This window comes from Pseudomonas sp. NFACC39-1 (assembly GCF_900110355.1).
Taxonomy (GTDB): Bacteria; Pseudomonadota; Gammaproteobacteria; order Pseudomonadales; family Pseudomonadaceae; genus Aquipseudomonas; species Aquipseudomonas tehranensis.
Genome location: NZ_FODL01000005.1, coordinates 205,702 through 224,934, shown reverse-complemented (window position 1 = coordinate 224,934; position 19,233 = coordinate 205,702). Strand labels below are relative to the sequence as shown.

At 60.5% G+C, this 19,233-nt stretch carries 16 protein-coding genes; 10 read left to right on the top strand and 6 right to left on the bottom strand.

What is annotated here, in order from left to right:
• The first annotated feature begins 132 nt into the window (after nt 1-132).
• The 6 genes from BMY45_RS12935 to BMY45_RS12910 all read left to right on the top strand — a co-directional run bounded on the left by BMY45_RS12935 (nt 133) and on the right by BMY45_RS12910 (nt 7,270).
• Complete coding sequence (locus BMY45_RS12935; protein WP_092398112.1) at nt 133-1,065, top strand: carbohydrate ABC transporter permease; 933 nt, start codon at nt 133-135, stop codon at nt 1,063-1,065.
• Between the two features lie 10 nt (nt 1,066-1,075).
• Nucleotides 1,076-1,906: a carbohydrate ABC transporter permease gene (locus BMY45_RS12930; protein WP_047229111.1), complete on the top strand. Its 831-nt coding sequence runs from the start codon at nt 1,076-1,078 to the stop codon at nt 1,904-1,906.
• Between the two features lie 109 nt (nt 1,907-2,015).
• Complete coding sequence (locus BMY45_RS12925; protein WP_092398110.1) at nt 2,016-3,119, top strand: ABC transporter ATP-binding protein; 1,104 nt, start codon at nt 2,016-2,018, stop codon at nt 3,117-3,119.
• A gap of 15 nt (nt 3,120-3,134) precedes the next feature.
• On the top strand, nt 3,135-4,616 hold the full coding sequence (locus BMY45_RS12920; protein WP_092398108.1) for a mannitol dehydrogenase family protein: 1,482 nt from the start codon (nt 3,135-3,137) through the stop codon (nt 4,614-4,616).
• A 215-nt stretch (nt 4,617-4,831) separates the two neighbouring features.
• A complete protein-coding gene (xylB, locus tag BMY45_RS12915; RefSeq protein ID WP_092398106.1) occupies nt 4,832-6,319 on the top strand; it encodes a xylulokinase in 1,488 nt (495 codons plus the stop codon).
• Nucleotides 6,320-6,331: 12 nt separating this feature from the next.
• Nucleotides 6,332-7,270 carry a carbohydrate kinase family protein gene (locus BMY45_RS12910; protein WP_092398104.1) on the top strand — a complete coding sequence of 313 codons (939 nt, stop codon included), beginning with the start codon at nt 6,332-6,334 and terminating at the stop codon, nt 7,268-7,270.
• A gap of 79 nt (nt 7,271-7,349) precedes the next feature.
• Here the strand turns inward: BMY45_RS12910 and BMY45_RS12905 are convergent, their stop codons facing one another.
• The 4 genes from BMY45_RS12905 to BMY45_RS12885 form a co-directional block, all read right to left on the bottom strand.
• Complete coding sequence (locus BMY45_RS12905; RefSeq protein ID WP_092398102.1) at nt 7,350-7,628, bottom strand: DUF1652 domain-containing protein; 279 nt, start codon at nt 7,626-7,628, stop codon at nt 7,350-7,352.
• A gap of 377 nt (nt 7,629-8,005) precedes the next feature.
• Nucleotides 8,006-9,013: a threonine ammonia-lyase, biosynthetic gene (gene ilvA, locus BMY45_RS12895; protein ID WP_092398098.1), complete on the bottom strand. Its 1,008-nt coding sequence runs from the start codon at nt 9,011-9,013 to the stop codon at nt 8,006-8,008.
• A gap of 198 nt (nt 9,014-9,211) precedes the next feature.
• Complete coding sequence (locus BMY45_RS12890; RefSeq protein WP_092398096.1) at nt 9,212-10,360, bottom strand: PQQ-dependent sugar dehydrogenase; 1,149 nt, start codon at nt 10,358-10,360, stop codon at nt 9,212-9,214.
• A gap of 47 nt (nt 10,361-10,407) precedes the next feature.
• Nucleotides 10,408-10,749: a hypothetical protein gene (locus tag BMY45_RS12885; RefSeq protein ID WP_092398093.1), complete on the bottom strand. Its 342-nt coding sequence runs from the start codon at nt 10,747-10,749 to the stop codon at nt 10,408-10,410.
• A gap of 198 nt (nt 10,750-10,947) precedes the next feature.
• On the opposite strand from BMY45_RS12885, the gene BMY45_RS12880 reads away from it, so the two are divergent.
• Both BMY45_RS12880 and ligD read left to right on the top strand, forming a co-directional pair.
• On the top strand, nt 10,948-11,838 hold the full coding sequence (locus BMY45_RS12880; RefSeq protein WP_092398091.1) for a non-homologous end joining protein Ku: 891 nt from the start codon (nt 10,948-10,950) through the stop codon (nt 11,836-11,838).
• Nucleotides 11,839-11,871: 33 nt separating this feature from the next.
• Entirely contained in the window at nt 11,872-13,860 is a 1,989-nt protein-coding gene (gene ligD, locus BMY45_RS12875) for a DNA ligase D (RefSeq protein ID WP_092398089.1), read from the top strand.
• A gap of 23 nt (nt 13,861-13,883) precedes the next feature.
• Here the strand turns inward: ligD and lpxO are convergent, their stop codons facing one another.
• Nucleotides 13,884-14,783, bottom strand: a complete 900-nt coding sequence (lpxO, locus tag BMY45_RS12870; protein WP_092398580.1) for a lipid A hydroxylase LpxO — start codon at nt 14,781-14,783, stop codon at nt 13,884-13,886.
• 403 nt (nt 14,784-15,186) lie between these two features.
• On the opposite strand from lpxO, the gene BMY45_RS12865 reads away from it, so the two are divergent.
• Both BMY45_RS12865 and BMY45_RS12860 read left to right on the top strand, forming a co-directional pair.
• Nucleotides 15,187-16,776, top strand: coding sequence for an ABC-F family ATPase (locus tag BMY45_RS12865; RefSeq protein WP_092398087.1), 1,590 nt, complete (start codon nt 15,187-15,189; stop codon nt 16,774-16,776).
• 506 nt (nt 16,777-17,282) lie between these two features.
• Nucleotides 17,283-18,476 carry an MFS transporter gene (locus BMY45_RS12860; RefSeq protein ID WP_092398085.1) on the top strand — a complete coding sequence of 398 codons (1,194 nt, stop codon included), beginning with the start codon at nt 17,283-17,285 and terminating at the stop codon, nt 18,474-18,476.
• A 61-nt stretch (nt 18,477-18,537) separates the two neighbouring features.
• Here BMY45_RS12860 and BMY45_RS12855 read toward each other — a convergent pair whose 3' ends face one another.
• Nucleotides 18,538-19,146, bottom strand: coding sequence for an FMN-dependent NADH-azoreductase (locus BMY45_RS12855; RefSeq protein ID WP_092398083.1), 609 nt, complete (start codon nt 19,144-19,146; stop codon nt 18,538-18,540).
• Nucleotides 19,147-19,233: the final 87 nt, after the last annotated feature.

Sequence of the window (19,233 nt, the reverse complement as noted above, 5' to 3'; positions counted from 1 at the left end):
CTTTTGTGGGAGCGGGCTTGCTCGCGAAAGCGATCTGTCAGTCACATTGATGTTGGATGTGCTGGCCTATTCGCGAGCAAGCCCGCTCCCACAGGGGATTTCTGTAGGCCTGCACAAAATCGGTTCAATGCCATGAATAGCTCAACGACAACTGCCAAAGCGCCCATCGAGATTGCTCCACCGGTTCGCAAAAGCCGCCTGGCCAATCCCGGCTGGTTCCTGGTCAGCCCCTCGGTGGCCATATTGCTGCTGTGGATGATCGTGCCACTGGGCATGACCGTCTACTTCTCGCTGATCCGCTACAACCTGCTCTACCCCGGCGAAAACGAATTTGTCGGGCTGGAGAACTTTGAGTACTTCCTGACCGATTCGGGTTTCATGCCCGGCGCCACCAACACCCTGCTGCTGGTGGGCAGCGTGTTGCTGATCAGTATCGTGCTCGGCGTGTTGATCAGTGCGCTGCTGGAGGCCAGCGAGTTTTTTGGTCGCGGCATCGTGCGGGTCTTGCTGATCTCACCGTTCTTCATCATGCCCACCGTGGGCGCGCTGATCTGGAAGAACCTGATTTTCCACCCGGTCTCGGGCATCCTCGCCTCGGTGTGGAAACTGTTCGGCGCGCAGCCGGTGGACTGGCTGGCCCACTACCCGCTGCTGTCGATCATCATCATCGTGAGCTGGCAATGGTTGCCCTTCGCGATCCTGATCCTGATGACGGCCATGCAGTCCCTCGACCAGGAACAGAAAGAAGCTGCGCGCCTGGATGGCGCGGGTCCGATCGCGATTTTCTGGCACCTGACCCTGCCCCACCTGGCTCGCCCGATTGCGGTGGTGCTGATGATTGAAACCATCTTCCTGCTGTCGGTGTTTGCCGAGATTTTCACCACCACCAACGGTGGCCCCGGCTACGCCTCCACCAACCTCGCCTACCTGATCTACAACCAGGCGCTGGTGCAGTTCGACGTTGGCATGGCTTCGGCCGGCGGCTTGATTGCCGTGGTGATTGCCAATATCGCCGCCATCATCCTGGTCCGGATGATCGGCAAAAACCTCACCGACAAGAATTGAGGCCGCAGCCATGACACTTCAACAATCCCGTCGCCTGCAAAGCCTGCTGCTGGGTACGCTGGCCTGGGCCATCGCGATCCTGATTTTCTTCCCGATCTTCTGGATGGTGCTGACCAGCTTCAAGACCGAAATCGATGCGTTTGCCACACCGCCGCAGTTCATCTTCACGCCGACGCTGGAGAATTACCTGCACATCAACGAGCGCAGCAACTACTTCAGCTTCGCTTGGAACTCGGTGGTGATTTCCTTCAGCGCCACCGCCCTTTGCCTGCTGATCGCGGTGCCGGCGGCCTACTCCATGGCGTTCTATGAAACCCAGCGCACCAAAGGCACGTTGCTGTGGATGCTCTCCACCAAAATGCTGCCGCCGGTGGGCGTGCTGATGCCGATCTACCTGCTGGCCAAGAGCTTTGGCCTGCTGGACACGCGGACCGCGTTGATCATCATCTACACCCTGATCAACCTGCCGATCGTGGTCTGGATGATTTACACCTACTTCAAGGACATTCCCCGCGACATCCTTGAAGCCGCGCGTCTGGATGGCGCCACGCTGTGGCAGGAAATGGTGCGAGTGCTGCTCCCCATCGCCAAGGGCGGCCTGGCCTCCACCGTGCTGCTGTCGCTGATCCTGTGCTGGAACGAGGCCTTCTGGTCGCTGAACCTCACCTCCTCCAAAGCCGCGCCGCTGACGGCCCTGATCGCCTCCTACTCCAGCCCCGAAGGTTTGTTCTGGGCCAAGTTGTCGGCCGTCTCGACCCTGGCCTGCGCGCCGATCCTGATTTTCGGCTGGATCAGCCAGAAACAGCTGGTGCGCGGTTTGTCCTTCGGCGCCGTGAAATGAATCGCCAAAAGATCGCAGGCTTCGCCAGCCCTGTAGGAGCTGTCGAGTGCAACGAGGCTGCGATCTTCTCCAGCCAAACTGAATAAATGACAAGTGGAGGCCCATCATCATGGCCAACCTGAAAATCAAGAATCTGCAAAAAGGCTTCGAAGGTTTCTCCATCATCAAGGGCATCGACCTTGAGGTGAATGACCGCGAGTTCGTGGTCTTCGTCGGCCCGTCTGGCTGCGGCAAGTCCACCCTGCTGCGGCTGATCGCCGGCCTGGAAGAGGTCAGCGACGGCACTATCGAACTGGACGGCCGCGACATCACCGAAGTCAGCCCAGCCAAGCGCGACCTGGCGATGGTGTTCCAGACCTACGCGCTTTACCCGCACATGAGCGTGCGCAAGAACATGTCCTTTGCTCTGGACCTGGCCGGTGTGCCCAAGGCCGAGGTCGAGAAGAAAGTCAACGAAGCGGCGCGCATCCTCGAACTGGGGCCGATGCTTGAGCGCAAGCCCAAGCAGCTGTCCGGCGGCCAGCGCCAACGGGTGGCGATCGGCCGGGCCATCGTGCGCAACCCGAAGATTTTTCTGTTCGACGAACCGCTGTCCAACCTCGACGCCGCCCTGCGGGTACAGATGCGCCTGGAGCTGGCGCGCCTGCACAAGGAGCTGCAGGCGACCATGATCTACGTGACCCATGACCAGGTTGAAGCCATGACTCTGGCCGACAAAGTGGTGGTGCTCAACAGCGGGCGCGTCGAACAGGTCGGCTCGCCGCTGGAGCTGTATCACCAGCCGGCCAACCTGTTTGTCGCCGGGTTCCTCGGCACGCCGAAAATGGGCTTTCTCAAAGGCAAGGTCACACGGCTTGAAGGCCAGGGCTGTGAAGTCCTCCTGGATGCCGGCACCCGGATCAGCCTCCCCCTGAACGGGGCCAGCCTGAGCGTCGGTGGCGCGGTGACCCTGGGGATTCGCCCGGAGCATTTGAACCTGGCGCAACCGGGCGATTGCACGCTTGAGGTCACCGCCGATGTCAGCGAGCGGCTGGGCAGCGATACGTTCTGTCACGTTGTGACCGCGTCCGGCGAAGCCTTGACCATGCGGGTGCGCGGCGATCTGGCGAGCCGTTTCGGTGAACAACTGAGCCTGCACCTGGATGCTGAACACTGCCACTTATTCGATGCCGAAGGCGTGGCGGTCACCCGTGCGCTGCGCGTCGCCGCCTGATTGCCGAGACTTGTGATGAAACTCAACCGACAGAACCTGCACAACCTCAACCCTGAGGTCGCCCTGCCCGCTTATTCCTTGAGCGAGGTCAGCCAGGGCATTGCCCACATCGGCGTCGGCGGCTTCCACCGCGCGCACCAGGCTTATTACACCGACGCCCTGATGAACACCGGCGAAGGCCTCGACTGGGCCATCTGCGGCGTGGGCCTGCGGGCCGAAGACCGCCGTGCCCGGGATGACCTCGCCAGTCAGGACTACCTGTTTACCCTGTTTGAACTGGGGGACACCGATGACACCGAAGTTCGGGTGATCGGTGCCATCAATGACATGCTGTTGGCCGAAGACGGCGCCCAGGCGCTGATCGAGAAACTGGCCGATCCGAACATCCGCATTGTCTCGCTGACCATCACCGAGGGTGGCTACTGCATCGACGACAGTAACGGCGAGTTCATGGCCCACCTGCCGCAAATCCAACACGACCTGGCCCATCCTGACCAACCGAAGACGGTCTTCGGTTTCCTCTGCGCGGCCCTGGCCAGGCGCCGCGCGGCCGGCACTGCGGCATTCACCCTGATGTCCTGCGATAACCTGCCCCACAACGGCGCTGTCACCCGCAAGGCGCTGCTGGCATTCGCCGCGTTGCGCGACCCCGAGCTGGGCCAATGGATCGACCGCAACGTGAGCTTTCCCAACGCCATGGTTGACCGCATCACCCCCATGACCAGCAGTGCCCACCGGCTGCAATTGCATGACGAACATGGGATCGACGATGCCTGGCCGGTGGTCTGCGAGCCGTTCGTGCAATGGGTGCTGGAAGACAAATTCGTCAACGGTCGCCCGAACTGGGAAAAGGTCGGCGTGCAGTTCACCGATGACGTCTCGCCCTATGAAGAGATGAAAATCAAGTTGCTCAACGGCAGTCACCTGGCGCTGACCTACCTGGGTTTTCTCAAGGGTTATCGCTTCGTCCACGAAACCATGAACGATCCGCTGTTCGTGCGTTACATGCGTGCCTACATGGACCTGGACGTGACCCCGCAACTGGCACCCGTGCCAGGGATCGACCTGACCGACTACAAGAACACCCTGGTGGAGCGTTTTTCCAACCAGGCGATTGCTGACCAGTTGGAGCGGGTGTGTTCGGACGGCTCGTCGAAGTTTCCCAAATTCACCGTGCCGACCATCAACCGCTTGATTGCCGACGGCGGCGAAACCCGTCGCGCGGCGCTGGTGGTGGCGGCCTGGGCCGTGTATTTGAAAGGCGTGGACGAAAACGGCGTGAGCTACTCGATCCCTGACCCGCGGGCGGCGTTCTGCCAGGCGCTGGTGGCCGACGATGCGCTGGTGACCCAGCGGATGCTGGAGGTCGAAGAGATTTTCGGTACGTCCATCCCCCATTCGCCTGAGTTCGTGGCAGCCTTCGAGTGGTGCTGCAACAGCTTGCGCGAACATGGGGTCACGCGCACGCTTGAGCAGGTGTTGGCCAACACGGACTGAGTTGCTGACACGATCTGCTTTTTGTGGCGAGGGGATTTATCCCCGCTGGGTCGCGAAGCGGCCCCCAGACGTGCTGCCTGATATACCGAAGCTGCAGATACATTGGGGCTGCTTCGCAGCCCAGCGGGGCGGTGCGACGTTTCGCTAAATCCCCTCGCCACAGGTAATTCCCTGGCCACAAGTTCTGTGTTTTGTTCTTTGATCCGAGGATTCTTATGGCAAACCAACAATTGTTCCTGGGCATCGATTGCGGCACCCAAGGCACCAAGGCGTTGATCCTGGACGCCACCAGCGGTCAAGTCCTGGGACACGGTTCTGCTGCCCACACCCTGATCAGCGGCGCTGACGGGCGGCGCGAGCAAGATACCGCGCAATGGCTGGACGCTTTCACCCAGGCCACCCATCAAGCCCTGGCATCCGCCGGCGTCGATGGCCAGGCCATCCTCGGCCTCAGTGTCTCCGGCCAGCAACATGGTCTGGTACTGCTCGATGATCAAGGGCAGGTCCTGCGCCCGGCCAAGTTATGGTGCGACACCGAAAGCACTCCACAAAACGATCGTCTCTTGGCCCACCTGGGGGGCGAAAGCGGCTCTCTGGAACGCCTAGGCGTGGTCATCGCACCCGGCTACACGGTTTCCAAACTATTGTGGACCCGCGAGCATCACCCGCAGCTGTTCAACCGCATCGCCAGCATCCTGCTGCCTCACGATTTTCTCAATCACTGGCTCACCGGCCGCCATTGCAGCGAATACGGCGACGCCTCGGGCACCGGCTATTTCAACGTACGCAGCCGTCAATGGGACGTACAGCTGCTGCAACACATCGATCCCAGCGGCCGGCTGCAATCGGCATTGCCGCAGCTCATCGAGGCCCATCAGCCGGTCGGGCGGATCCTGCCGGCCGTTGCCGCCCATCTGGGCATCAACCCCGACGCGGTGGTGGCCAGCGGGGGTGGCGACAACATGATGGGCGCTATCGGCACCGGCAACATCCAGCCCGGCGTGATCACCATGAGCCTGGGCTCCTCCGGCACGGTCTACGCCTATGCCGCAGAACCTGCGGTCAGTGCGCAGCCGTCGGTGGCAACCTTCTGCTCATCCAGCGGCGGCTGGCTGCCGCTGATCTGCACCATGAACCTGACCAACGCCACCGGGGTCATGCGCGAGCTGCTGGAGCTGGACATCGAAGCGTTCAATGCCTTGGTGGCGGCAGCCCCGATTGGCGCCGAAGGCGTGTGCATGCTCCCGTTTCTCAATGGCGAGCGGGTGCCCGCCCTGCCCCATGCCACCGGCAGCCTTTTCGGTCTGACCACCACCAACCTGACCCGGGCCAATCTGTGCCGGGCAGTGGTCGAAGGCACGACCTTCGGTTTGCGCTATGGCCTGGACCTGCTGCGCACCAACGGGCTCGAGGCCCAGAGCATCCGCTTGATCGGCGGTGGCTCGAAAAGCCCGATTTGGCGGCAGATCGTCGCCGATATCATGGACACCACGGTCATCTGCACTGAACAGAGTGAAGCGGCCGCTCTGGGTGCAGCGATTCAGGCGGCGTGGTGCCATTCAGGCTCGCCAGACAGCCTGGCCGACTTGTGCGAACGCTGCGTCAAGCTCGATCCAGCCAGCGAAACCCGACCCATTGCCGAGCATGTCGCGGCATCGCAAAAAGCTTACGAATGTTATCAACAATACGTCGCAACCCTTTGAGAGTTAAGAACTATGTATTTGGTGTGTGGTGAAGCGCTGTTTGATTTTTTCAGCGAAAAGGAATCTGGCGGCCCGGCCTCACAGGTCAATTTCAAAGCGCTTGCCGGCGGTTCGCCGTTCAACGTGGCGGTAGGGCTGCGGCGCCTGGGAGTGGAGTCGGCGCTGTTTGGTGGGCTGTCCACGGACTACCTGGGCCGACGCTTGCACCAAGTCCTGCTTGCCGAAGGTGTCAGCACCGAGTACGTACTGGACTTCGACGCGCCTACAACCCTGGCGATGGTGGCGGTTGGCGCCGACGGTTCGCCCCACTATAGCTTTCGCGGTGAAGGGTGCGCGGACCGGCAACTGGGCCTGGACCGTCTACCAGTGCTCGGTCCCCACGTACGCGGGTTGCATGTCGGCTCCTTCTCTCTGGTGGTACAGCCGATCGCCGACACACTCCTGGCCTTGGTACGGCGCGAGAGCGGCAAACGCCTGATCAGCCTGGATCCGAACGTGCGACTCAACCCGCAACCAGACATCGAACTGTGGCGCTCGCGAATCGCAACGCTGGTCGAATATGCCGATTTGATCAAAGTCAGCGATGAAGACCTGAGTCTTCTTTACCCCGACCAACCGCCACAGACCATCATCGAGCGCTGGCTGGAACACCGTTGCCAATTGGTGTTCCTTACCCGTGGCAGTCAAGGCGCGACGGTCTTCAGCCGCCAGCACGGTTCCTGGTCAATGCCGGCATGCTCGGTGCAGATCGCCGATACCGTGGGCGCTGGGGACACCTTCCAGGCTGCTTTGATTACCTGGCTGACCGAGCAACATCTGGATTCGGTGGAAGGCCTGCATGCCCTGAACCGGGAGCAGGTAAGCGAGATGCTCGCTTTTGCCATGCGCGCGGCTGCGCTGACATGCGGTCGGACCGGACCGGACCTGCCTTATCGACAACAATTGGACTGAACCGATTGAGTAAAAGCACGGCACCGGGTTCGGACAATGACCGAACCCGGACGTGATTCTCAGGAAGACAAGGCCGTGATCAGCGCCCGGTCATGCGGTGTTGCTGGTGAAAGTGATTACCGGCGTGGTGATTGTGGTCGAGTTCAGAGCGCAACTCGGCAATCAGGTCGTTGATTGCCCGACAACCATTCAGTTTGTTGGCATCAATGTCGGTCTTGATCAAAGCCACACGATCGGTTTCATGATCGTCATAGATCTTGATTGTCATCGACAAGTCAGGTGACAAGGTGCACTGCGAGCGCTTGGGCAGCAAGCTGCTTTCAATGATGTTTCGCATTTCGAGGGCAGATAAAAACATGGCGACTCTCTCCTGTTGAGGCGGCCAATTTATGTTCACGACGGCGGTATTTCGCCCGTTCTTCCATGCGGACTGGGACTACGAATGCCGTGCCGTTCGTTCGTTCTTGGCGTTTCTAATCAATGAGCCCATTAAGCGGCTCCTTAACCATCCCGCAAAAAATATGCCTGCTTTAAAGAAAATCCCGATTGATCCAAATCAACTACTTAGCTTTCAAGACGGTTGAATCGTGCGTGCAAATTGCAAGGAAGCGGGCATTTCCTCATGCAAACTGCAATCGCCTGTGCCCGTCGCAAGCTAGATTAGACCCTATTGCGCCGGGGCGAGCGGGCACCCGTCGGCTGCTTCGAAAAAAGTGTGACGTGGCGTAAAAAACGTCAAATGGCTTCGGCACCAGCCCGCTCTGCCACATGGCGCAGGCTATCGAAGTTGATATTCGCGCCTGAATCGATTGCCACCAGTGTTTCACCCCGTGCGCCGGTGTGAGCAACGTATTGCTTGATGCCAGCCACCGCCAAGGCGCCCGAGGGCTCGGTTATCGACCGGGTATCGTCATAGATGTCTCGGATCGCCGCGCACAATTGGTCGTCGGTGACGGTGATCACTTCATCAACGCAGAAACGGCAGATGTCGAAGCCGTAGGCACCTATTTGCGCGACAGCCACGCCATCGGCAAAGGTTCCCACGCTAGCCAAACTTACCCGTTCACCGACTGCCAGCGCCGCCTGGAGACAGGCGGAATGTTGAGACTCCACCCCGACGATGCGAACTTCAGGGCGCAGGTACTTGACGTAGGCCGCGATCCCGGCAATCAGCCCCCCGCCACCGACCGGGACAAAAATCGCGTCCAGCCTGCCTGGATGCTGACGCAGGATTTCCATGGCGACGGTGCCCTGCCCGGCGATCACGTCAGGATCATCGAAGGGCGAAACGAACTCTCGTCCGGTCTGTCGGGCCAGCTCCAGTGCGTATGCCAGGGCAAAGGGAAAGCTCTCCCCGTGCAGCACGGCTTCGGCGCCCCGGTTGCGCACGCCCAGCACCTTGAGCTGCGGTGTGGTCAGCGGCATGACGATGCTGGCCGATATGCCCAGCTCCCGTGCGGCCAGCGCCACGCCCTGGGCATGATTGCCCGCCGAAGCGGTGATGACCCCGCGAGCCCGTTGCTCGGCGGTCAGTTGCACCAGTTTGTTGTAGGCGCCACGGATCTTGAAAGAAAAAGTCGGCTGCAGGTCTTCACGCTTGAGCAGGATCCGGTTGCCCAAGGTTTCGGACAGCCCGGTGGCCGCTTGCAACGGCGTACGCACGGCCAGTTCGTACACCGGCGCGGCCAGGATCTTCTTGACGTAATGTTCTAGCAGGGCTTGCTCGGAACGGGTGGTAGGCATAGCGGTCTCCTGGTTTGGACAAAACTCCGGAGACAGAAAGAAAAAACCCGCCTCGGAGGCGGGTTGGGTGCAGTCGTCAGCTAGCCCGCCAAATAAGGAATGGCGGTAATAATGCTTGGCTGGCTACGCAATACGGTGCGGGTCATGACTGAAAATTAGCCTGCCGGTGACTGGCAAGTCAATGGGCACTGTTGCGAATCACTTGAGTCCGACTTTATATAGCGCCCCATCGTCATCATCTGTCAGCACGTACAGGAAACCATCCGGCCCCTGGCGAACGTCGCGGATGCGCTCGCCAAGCTCACCCAGCAGGCGTTCTTCGTGCACGACCTTGTCACCCTCCAGTTCCAGGCGGATCAGATTCCGGGACACCAACGCACCGATGAACACGTTGCGTTGCCAGGCCTTGAAGCGATCACCCTCATAGAACGCCATGCCGCTCAACCCGGGTGACACTTCCCATACGTGAAAAGGGCCAAGCGTGCCTTCGGCAGTCTTGCCGCCGGCTTCCGGGATCGGCGCCCCGGAATAGTTGATGCCGTGAGTCGCCAGCGGCCAGCCGTAATTCTTGCTGCGTTCGATGATATTCAGCTCATCGCCGCCCCTGGGGCCGTGCTCGTTCTCCCACAGCGTACCGTTCCAGGGATTGAGGGCCGCCCCTTGGGGATTGCGAACGCCGTAGGACCAGATCTCGGGGCGTACGTTTGCCTGACCGACAAAAGGGTTATCGTCCGGCACCTTGCCGTCGGGGTAGATGCGCACGATTTTGCCCTGCAGCTTGTCCAGATCCTGGGCCGTGGGACGCTCGTTGTTTTCCCCCAGGGTGATGAACAGATAACCGTCTCGATCGAAAACAAGGCGCGAGCCAAAATGGTTCCCCGTGGAAAGCTTGGGCTGCTGGCGGAAAATCACATCGAAGTTTTTCAGACTCTGCAGGTCTTCGGACAATTGCCCACGACCCACGGCGGTGCCTGCCTTGCCGTCATCGCCGGCCTCGGCGTACGACAGGTAAACCGTGCGGTCCTGCTTGAAGTCCGGCGACAGCACGACATCCAGCAAACCGCCCTGGCCCCTGGCCCATACCTCAGGTACGCCGTTCAACGGTGCCGAGAGCTGGCCGTCAGGGCTGACCCGGCGCAGGTTGCCCGCTCGTTCTGTCACCAACATGCCCTGTTGGTCAGGCAGGAAAGCCACGGACCAGGGGTGTTCGAGCCCCTTGACCACGGTGGTCACCTCCACCGTGCCCTCCTCGCTCTTGAGTTGCCGGGTTTGCGCGGCAGACGCCGGCGTGGCGAGAGTGAGTACAGCGCTGGCGCAAAACGCGGCCAGGAGTGTTTTACGCAACATGCACACTTCCTTCTGTGGTGTGAATAGAGACTGCCAAGGTTCAGGACTCAGCGAATGTCGTTTGAGGTGCCCCTCGGCGGTGGAGTGGACTTGATGGTAGGCCGTGGCGAGCCGGCAGGCTGACCGGAACGAGGATACCCGTTGCCGATACCGCCATTTTCCAGCGTGGGTGGCCGGGGAACGGGAACCGTCGGGTTGTTACGGATCATCGGCACGTTGGGCCGGGTGCCCTGCATGCTGTTGGGGTTGGCCCGGCGGATCGGGCTGTTATAGGGATTGTTGTTACCGGGCAGGTTCTGGGCCAGGACCATGGCCCCACAGTCGGGCGTTGCCGAGTGGGCGGCGGTGGTCAGCAACAGCGTCATGAGAGCGAGCAGCAGCCTGTTCATCGGAGCACCTCTTGGATTCAGGCATATCGAAAGCACGCTACGCCGCCGGTTCGCTGTTGTTAAGGGAAATGTCCGTCCGAAGATGTAACCAAGCGTCTCGAAGGCAATGCGGGGCGGGTCAACCGGAGCTCCATGGAAACTTTTGCGAAGGCCGCAAGGTCACCTGAATGACTCATTCACCGGCAAGGAAACCCCTCCATGGCACGGGCAATCTGGAAAGGCGCAATCAGCTTCGGACTGGTCCACATTCCTGTGGCGCTGGTGTCAGCCACGTCCTCCCAAGGGGTGGATTTCGACTGGCTGGACAAGCGCAGCATGGACCCGGTGGGCTATAAGCGCGTGAACAAGGTCACCGGCAAGGAAGTGACCAAGGAAAATATCGTCAAGGGTGTGCAATACCAGAAGGGCCAATACGTCCTGCTGAGCGAAGAGGAAATTCGCTCCGCCCACCCCAAGTCCACCCAGACCATCGATATTTTTTCTTTCGTCGACAGCGAAAAAATCCCCCTGCAAAACATCGACACGCCCTACTTCCTGGCGCCAGACAAACGCGGCGGCAAGGTCTACGCCCTGCTGCGCGAAACCCTGATCAAGACCAACAAGGTGGCCCTGGCCCATGTTGTGCTGCATACCCGCCAGCATCTGGCAGCGCTGATGCCGCTGGAGTCTGCGCTGGTACTGGTGATGCTGCGCTGGCCCGCCGAAGTGCGCGAACTCGACATCCTGGAACTGGGCGATGAAGTCATCAAGCCCACCCTGGCCAAGGGGGAGCTGGAAATGGCCAAGCGGCTGGTGCAGGACATGAGCGCCGATTGGGAACCGCAAGAGTACCGGGACAGCTTCGAAGACAAGATCATGGAACTGGTGGAGAAAAAGGCCAAGGAAGGCCGGCTTGAGGCAGTGGAAACCGACCCGGGCGAAGAGCAACGCAAAAGCGCCGATGTCATCGACCTTACCGAACTGCTCAAGCGCAGCCTGGCCGGCAAGGGCAAGGCGCCAGACAAGCCTGCCGGGAAAGCCGCTGCAAAGCCGGCAAAGACCAGCAAATCCGCTCCCGCAAAAAAAGCCACCAAGGCCTCCCGGGGCTAACCCCCGGGCGCCCGCAATACAAGGGAATCCGTCATGGCCAAGGCCGAGAGTGAATACGCCCGTTTATCCGGTGCCGAGCCGGAACAGAAACACAGCCGCAAGCGCACCCGACAGAACCAGACCGGTGTCGCCCACGGCTTTCCCGAGCGCTTGCTGCCGCAGCGCGCCACACCCGTGGAAGAGCCCCCCGCCGGTGAATGGCGTTATGAAGTGCAGTACGATGGCTATCGCCTGATGGCCCGCATCGAAGCAGGCCAAGTGCGTTTGTTCAGCCGCAATCAACAGGACTGGACCGATCGCCTGCAGTTGCACGCCGATGCGTTGTCCGAGCTGAATCTGGGTGACAGCTGGCTCGACGGCGGCCTGGTTTCGCTTGATGACAACGGCCACTCTGACTTTGCGGCCCTGCGACAGTCGTTCGAGATTGGCCGCACGGTAGACTTGGTGTACGTCCTGTTTGATGCGCCTTTTTTAAATGGCGTCGATCTGCGCCAGGCGCCGGTTGAAAAACGCCGGACAGCCCTCAAAAAGGCGCTGAAGAACAATGCCAACAAGCGCCTGCGCTTCTCTGAGTCGTTTTCCGCCAACCAGCACGACATTTTTGAAAGTGCCAACGCCCTCGCACTCGATGGCGTGGTCGGCAAACGCCTGGGCAGCCCCTATGTGTCGCGCCGCAGCGCCGACTGGATCAAACTCAAGTGCCGTCTGCGCCAGCCGTTCGTGATCGTCGGCTTCACCCGCCCCAAAGGCCGGCGCAGTGGTTTCGGTGCACTGTTGCTGGCGGTCAACGGGCCCAAGGGATTGATGTATGCCGGCCGCGTCGGCACAGGGTTCGCACACGCCCAGCTCGAACAACTGCATGAGCAACTCTGTAGCCTGGAGCAGGACGATTCGCCACTGGCCGCACCGGTCAGCAGCGCGCAAAGCCGCAGCGTGCATTGGGTAGCGCCAACCGAGGTCTGTGAAGTCGAGTTCGCCGAATGGACCCGCGACGGCCTGGTGCGGCAGGCGGTGTTCCTGGATCTGCTGCACGACACGCCGGCCGAAAAGGTTGTGCGCGAGCAACCCGTTCCGATAAAAACCATGCCTGCCAAAACCGCGCTGCGTGGCAAAGCCCGTACCGTACAGGTCGCAGGGGTGGAGATTTCCCACCCCGAGCGCGTCATCGACAGTGTCAGCGGCGTTCAGAAAGTCGAACTGGCGCAGTACTACGAGGACATCGCTCCCTGGATTCTGCCGCACCTGAAGCAGCGCCCTGTTGCCCTGCTGAGGGCACCAGAGGGAATCGGCGAAGAGCAGTTCTTTCAAAAACACGCCGATCGCCTGGACATTCCCCACATCAAACAGCTGGATCCGCGACTGGATCCCGGCCATGCCGCACTGATGGAAATCGACAGTGTCCAGTCGCTGGTCAGCGCCGCCCAAATGGGCACGGTGGAGTTGCACACATGGGCCGCCACGCATGAGCGGATCGAGACGCCGGACCTGTTCGTGCTTGATCTGGACCCCGACCCGTCGCTGCCCTGGAGTGCGATGATCGAGGCGACTCGCCTGACCCTCTCGGTGCTCGACGAGCTGGGTTTGCAGGCCTTCCTCAAGACCAGCGGAGGCAAAGGCATGCATGTCATCGTGCCGCTGGCGCGCAGTGAAGGCTGGGACATTACCAAGGCTTTCGCCAAGGCCATTTCCCAGTTCATGACCGGGCAGATGCCGCAGCGGATCACCGCGACCATGGGGCCGAAGAACCGTGTCGGGAAGATATTTGTCGACTACCTGCGTAACGCCCGGGGCGCCAGCACCGTCAGCGCCTATTCCGTGCGCGCTCGGCCAGGTCTGCCGGTATCCGTGCCGATTGCCCGGGCCGAACTCAATGGCCTGCGTAACGCCCAGCAGTGGGATATATATACAGCGCTTGAGCGGGCCAGAAACCTGGGCGCCGATCCTTGGGAGGGTTACAACCATCGCCAGCGAATCACGGCCAGGATGTGGGAGCAACTGGATGCGCAAAAACCTGGGGAATGACGCAGGTACGCAGAGTCACCCACTCAGATCCAGATGAAGACCGCCAGCAGACCGCCGAAGAGCGCCCACTTCTGCAAATAATACAGCTTGCGGTTGCGCTTCTTCAGCGCCTTGCCTTGCAGGCGAATCCTGTAAAGCCTGGAAAACGCCCGGTTCAGGCCGCCGGTTTTGTCACCGGTGTCATTGGGCGCTCCGGCGGCAGCCATCACGGTCCGGCTGAACCAGCGGTTGAATGCAGCGGCCCAGCGAAATCTCATGGGGCGTTCCACGTCGCAAAAGAGAATGATGCGATTGTGGGGCGTGGTGTTCTGGGCGTAATGAATGAACGTCTCGTCGAATATCACCGCCTCGCCATCACGCCAATGGTAATGCTCACCGTCGACATTGATGTAGCAGCCGGCATCGTTGGGCGTTTCCAGGCCCAGGTGATACCGGTAGGACCCGGCATACGGGTCGCGATGACGAACCAGCTTGGAGCCCGGCGGCAGTTCGGCGAACATCGCCGCCTTGATTGAACCGATGCTCTGCACCAGTTCAGTGGTGCGCGGGCACAGCTTCATGGCCGAGGGATGGCTGTCGGCGTACCACTTCAGGTAGAAACGCTTCCAACCGGTCTTGAAGAACGAATTGAAGCCCACATCGTCGTACTGGTTGGAACGCTTGATCTCCCCCGCTCGCAGCAAATTCTGGCCTTCGGCGCGGATCTCCTGCCAGTGGGTCTGCAACGGGCTCAGGTCAGGAAACTGCGCCGGGTTCAGGAAAGGCTTGTTGGGCAGTTTCGAGCACAGGTAAAGCAGGCAGTTGATCGGCGCGAGGAAGGACGAGTGGTCGCTCAACTGGCGCCCGAGCTTGTGCCGAACACGCCCGCGCAGATGCACATAACCGATAGAAAGAAGATAGATCGCGGCAATGATGAGTTTCACAGTATCCGCACACATCAAAAGTGGACAGGCTGCCACTTCCCATACAGCCGAACAGTGTGGGGAATGGCGTAAGTGAGACGGCAATTTAGCCACAACTCGTAACCAAAGGTTATCCCCGCGTTGTGAAAAACTGTCTTGCCTGGGTTACACCCTATCGTTAACGCGGCCAGATCAGTACAATTGCCGCCAAACATTACGCGCCCCCTTTTTGGCCGATACCGGATTCCGGCTTCGGCGTACGTCTATTTGGGTCAGGCGCTCCGTATGCTGCTGTCCTCTTATGCCGGATGGACCCTTGCGCTTGCGACCGCGATGCTTTTGCGCGGTCGGGACCTGCGCAAACAGGTACTGAACAGGTACTGCCGCACCCTTAGCTACTCTGAATGTTCCGCAGGATAAACCTTTGATCTCTACAGCTAACATCACGATGCAGTTCGGCGCCAAGCCGCTGTTCGAAAACGTCTCTGTCAAGTTCGGCGCGGGTAACCGCTACGGTCTGATCGGCGCCAACGGTTGCGGCAAGTCGACCTTCATGAAGATCCTCGGCGGCGACCTCGAGCCGTCCGGCGGCCAAGTCATGCTCGAGCCGAACGTGCGTCTGGGTAAACTGCGCCAGGACCAGTTCGCCTACGAAGAATTCACCGTGATCGACACCGTGATCATGGGCCACGAAGAACTGTGGAAGGTCAAGGCCGAGCGCGACCGCATCTATTCGCTGCCGGAAATGACCGAAGAAGACGGCATGGCCGTGGCTGAGCTGGAAACCGAATTCGCCGAGATGGACGGCTACACCGCCGAGTCCCGTGCCGGTGAACTGCTGCTGGGCCTGGGGATTGGCATCGAGCAGCATTTCGGCCCGATGAGCGAAGTGTCGCCCGGCTGGAAACTGCGGGTACTGCTGGCCCAGGCGTTGTTCTCCGACCCGGAAGTGCTGCTGCTGGACGAGCCGACCAACCACCTGGATATCAACACCATCCGCTGGCTGGAAAACGTGCTGACCCAGCGCTCGAGCCTGATGATCATCATCTCCCACGACCGCCACTTCCTGAACAGTGTCTGCACCCACATGGCGGACCTGGACTACGGCGAGCTGCGTCTGTTCCCCGGCAACTACGATGAGTACATGACCGTGGCGACCCAGTCCCGCGAGCAATTGCTGTCGGACAACGCCAAGAAGAAAGCGCAGATTTCCGAACTGCAATCGTTCGTCAGCCGCTTCTCGGCCAACGCCTCGAAAGCCAAGCAAGCCACCTCCCGCGCCAAGCAGATCGACAAGATCCAATTGGCCGAGGTCAAGCCATCGAGCCGTGTAAGTCCGTTCATTCGCTTCGAACAGACCAAGAAGCTGCACCGTCAGGCGGTCATTGTCGAAGGCATGGCCAAAGGGTTTGATGGCAAGCCGCTGTTCAAGGACTTCAGCTTCACCGTCGAAGCCGGCGAGCGCGTGGCGATCATTGGCCCGAACGGCATCGGCAAGACCACGTTGCTGCGCACCCTGGTCAATGAACTGGAGCCGGACGCCGGTACTGTGAAATGGACCGACGCCGCGGAACTGGGTTACTACGCTCAGGACCACGCCCACGACTTTGAAGACGACGTCAACCTGTTCGACTGGATGGGCCAGTGGACCCAGGGCGGCGAACAACTGGTTCGTGGCACCTTGGGCCGCATGCTGTTTTCCAACGACGAGATCCTCAAGTCGGTCAAGGTCATTTCCGGTGGTGAACAGGGTCGCATGCTGTTCGGCAAGCTGATCCTGCAAAAACCGAACGTGCTGGTGATGGACGAACCGACCAACCACTTGGACATGGAATCCATCGAGGCGCTGAACCTGGCGCTGGAAAATTACCCGGGCACGCTGATCTTCGTCAGCCACGACCGTGAGTTCGTATCGTCCCTGGCCACCCGCATCATCGAGTTGAGCGCCGACGGCGTGATCGACTTCAGCGGCACCTATGACGATTACCTGCGCAGCCAAGGGGTGTTGTTCTAAGAACAGCCCTGAGCCGCAAGCGTCAAGCTGCAAGTGAAAAGCCCTGTCCGTTGTGACAGGGCTTTTTGTTTTCAAGGTAGAACAGCCTGTGGGAGCAAGCCTGCACCAGCCCCTGGTGGGAGCGGGCTTGCTTGCGAAAGCGGTGGATCAGTCACTTCTATGCTGGATGTGCCGGCGTCTTCGCGAGCAGGCTCGCTCCCACAGGGTCCATTGGTGTAAGCAAATGCTGCATACACCCGAGATCCAGTGTGGGAGCGGGCTTGCTCGCGAAAGCGGTGGGTCAGTCACTTCTACGCTGGATGTGCCGGCGTCTTCGCGGGCAAGCCCGCTCCCACAGGGGGGCTGCGGACCGAATATCGCCGGTCGCCGCCGATCAAAATGTGGGAGCGAGCCTGCTCGCGATAGCGGCGGCCCCTCACCGGCCGGGCAAACCGTTAGCCTGCTTTCTTTTATTCCCGCCGCGCGCCATGATGAGGCCCTCTTACCGCTGCCCGCGAACGAGCCTCATGCCAACACACCCACCCGCCTCCAGCTCCCTGTCGATCACCTGGCAGATCATCTCCATCGTTTTTTATACCTTCATCGCCTTTCTCTGCATCGGCCTGCCGATTGCCGTGTTGCCGGGCTATGTCCACGAACAGTTGGGCTTCAGTGCCGTGGTGGCCGGGCTGACCATCGGCTCCCAGTATCTGGCGACGCTGCTCAGTCGGCCCATGGCCGGGCGGCTGTCGGACAGTATCGGCACCAAGCGGGCAATCGTTTATGGGCTTTACGGGATCGTCCTCAGTGGTTTGCTGACGTTGCTCTCGACGCTGCTGCAAAGCTTTCCACTGCTGAGCCTGCTGATACTGATTGCCGGGCGTTTGCTGCTCGGCGTGGCTCAGGGAATGATCGGCGTGGGCACCATCAGTTGGTGCATGGGCCAGGTGGGTGTCGAACACACGGCCCGCTCGATTTCATGGAACGGCATCGCATCCTATGGAGCCATTGCCATCGGCGCGCCGCTGGGGGTGGTGATGGTGGGTGAGCTGGGCTTTGTCAGCCTGGGGATCGCATTGTCGCTGCTGGCCGGCGCGGCGCTGCTGTTGATACGCAACAAGCCGTCGGTGCCGGTGATTCGAGGCGAGCGGCTGCCCTTTTGGGCGGTGTTCGGGCGTATTGCACCGTTCGGAACGAGCCTGTGCCTGGCCTCGATCGGCTACGGTACGCTCACCACGTTCATCACGTTGTTTTATGTCAGTCGCGGCTGGACGGGTGCGGCCTGGTGCCTGACGGTGTTTGGCATCTGTTTCATCCTGGCGCGCCTGTTGTTCATTTCCAGCATCGCCCGCTTCGGAGGCTTCAGGACGGCCATTGCCTGCATGTGCATTGAAACCCTGGGGCTGGTGTTGCTCTGGCTGGCACCTTCCACCGCGTTCGCGCTGATCGGCGCGGGGCTGGCCGGTTTCGGGCTGTCGCTGGTGTATCCGGCGTTGGGTGTGGAGGCCATCAAGCAAGTACCCAATACCAGCCGTGGCGCAGGACTGAGCGCCTACGCGGTGTTTTTCGACCTGGCGCTGGCGATTGCCGGGCCATTGATGGGCGCGGTGGCGTTGAATCTGGGATATTCCTCGATCTTTTTCAGTGCGGCACTGCTGTCGATCATCGGACTGGGGCTGACTTTACTGCTGCGTCGGCGTACCGAAAAAGCCGCGTATTGATCGACCTTCTGCAAACCCACCAGGCCGGTTCGCCCAGGCCTGGTGTTTTTTTGCGCGGTCATTAAGCTGCGGCGAATTGCTCGCTGATCTGCAGCTTGGCTTCGCTCATGGCTTTAGTGCGCATCTCGTCACCGTAAGCCAGGCCCTCGGCGCGAACGAACTCGATGTCGGTGATACCGAGGAAACCGAACAGTAGCTTCAGATACTCCTCATGCGCCACGCCGCTTGGCTGGCCGGCATGCAGGCCGCCTGAGGTGGAAACGATCACCAGTTTCTTGCCACCACACAGGCCTTCGGGGCCGGCTTCGGTGTAGCGGAAGGTTTGGCCGGCCACGGCGATACGGTCGATCCAGGCCTTGAGTTGAGTCGGGATGGTGAAGTTATACATCGGCGCTGCGATGACCACCGCGTCCGCCGCCAGGAACTCGGCCATGGTCGAGGCGCTGAGGTCAGTCTCGTGCTTCTGGGCCGCGTCACGCAGTTCAGCGCTGGTACCGGCGGCGATCAGGGTCTGGGCGGAAAAGTGGCTGATGGCATCAGCCGCCAGGTCGCGGTAGGTCACGATGACGTCCGCTTCGGCAGCTTTCCAGGCTTCAACCACGTCACGGCTCAGTTGGCGGGACGCGGAATTGTCGCCCAGGATGCTCGAGTCGATGTGCAACAGTTTCATATGAGTGCTCTCCAAGTGAGGATCGCGACCAGGCGATCAATTGAGAACAATCCTATCGATGAAGCCAATAGCCGATAAGTCAGTATT

What these genes read in the sequence shown, in the direction of transcription:
- BMY45_RS12890 (WP_092398096.1), bottom strand. Translation starts at nt 10,360, where the DNA reads ATGTTGCGTAAAACACTCCTGGCCGCGTTTTGCGCCAGCGCTGTACTC.
- BMY45_RS12930 (WP_047229111.1), top strand. Translation starts at nt 1,076, where the DNA reads ATGACACTTCAACAATCCCGTCGCCTGCAAAGCCTGCTGCTGGGTACG.
- BMY45_RS12885 (WP_092398093.1), bottom strand. Translation starts at nt 10,749, where the DNA reads ATGAACAGGCTGCTGCTCGCTCTCATGACGCTGTTGCTGACCACCGCC.
- xylB (WP_092398106.1), top strand. Translation starts at nt 4,832, where the DNA reads ATGGCAAACCAACAATTGTTCCTGGGCATCGATTGCGGCACCCAAGGC.
- ligD (WP_092398089.1), top strand. Translation starts at nt 11,872, where the DNA reads ATGGCCAAGGCCGAGAGTGAATACGCCCGTTTATCCGGTGCCGAGCCG.
- BMY45_RS12860 (WP_092398085.1), top strand. Translation starts at nt 17,283, where the DNA reads ATGCCAACACACCCACCCGCCTCCAGCTCCCTGTCGATCACCTGGCAG.
- BMY45_RS12880 (WP_092398091.1), top strand. Translation starts at nt 10,948, where the DNA reads ATGGCACGGGCAATCTGGAAAGGCGCAATCAGCTTCGGACTGGTCCAC.
- BMY45_RS12855 (WP_092398083.1), bottom strand. Translation starts at nt 19,146, where the DNA reads ATGAAACTGTTGCACATCGACTCGAGCATCCTGGGCGACAATTCCGCG.
- BMY45_RS12935 (WP_092398112.1), top strand. Translation starts at nt 133, where the DNA reads ATGAATAGCTCAACGACAACTGCCAAAGCGCCCATCGAGATTGCTCCA.
- ilvA (WP_092398098.1), bottom strand. Translation starts at nt 9,013, where the DNA reads ATGCCTACCACCCGTTCCGAGCAAGCCCTGCTAGAACATTACGTCAAG.
- BMY45_RS12910 (WP_092398104.1), top strand. Translation starts at nt 6,332, where the DNA reads ATGTATTTGGTGTGTGGTGAAGCGCTGTTTGATTTTTTCAGCGAAAAG.
- BMY45_RS12905 (WP_092398102.1), bottom strand. Translation starts at nt 7,628, where the DNA reads ATGTTTTTATCTGCCCTCGAAATGCGAAACATCATTGAAAGCAGCTTG.
- BMY45_RS12920 (WP_092398108.1), top strand. Translation starts at nt 3,135, where the DNA reads ATGAAACTCAACCGACAGAACCTGCACAACCTCAACCCTGAGGTCGCC.
- BMY45_RS12925 (WP_092398110.1), top strand. Translation starts at nt 2,016, where the DNA reads ATGGCCAACCTGAAAATCAAGAATCTGCAAAAAGGCTTCGAAGGTTTC.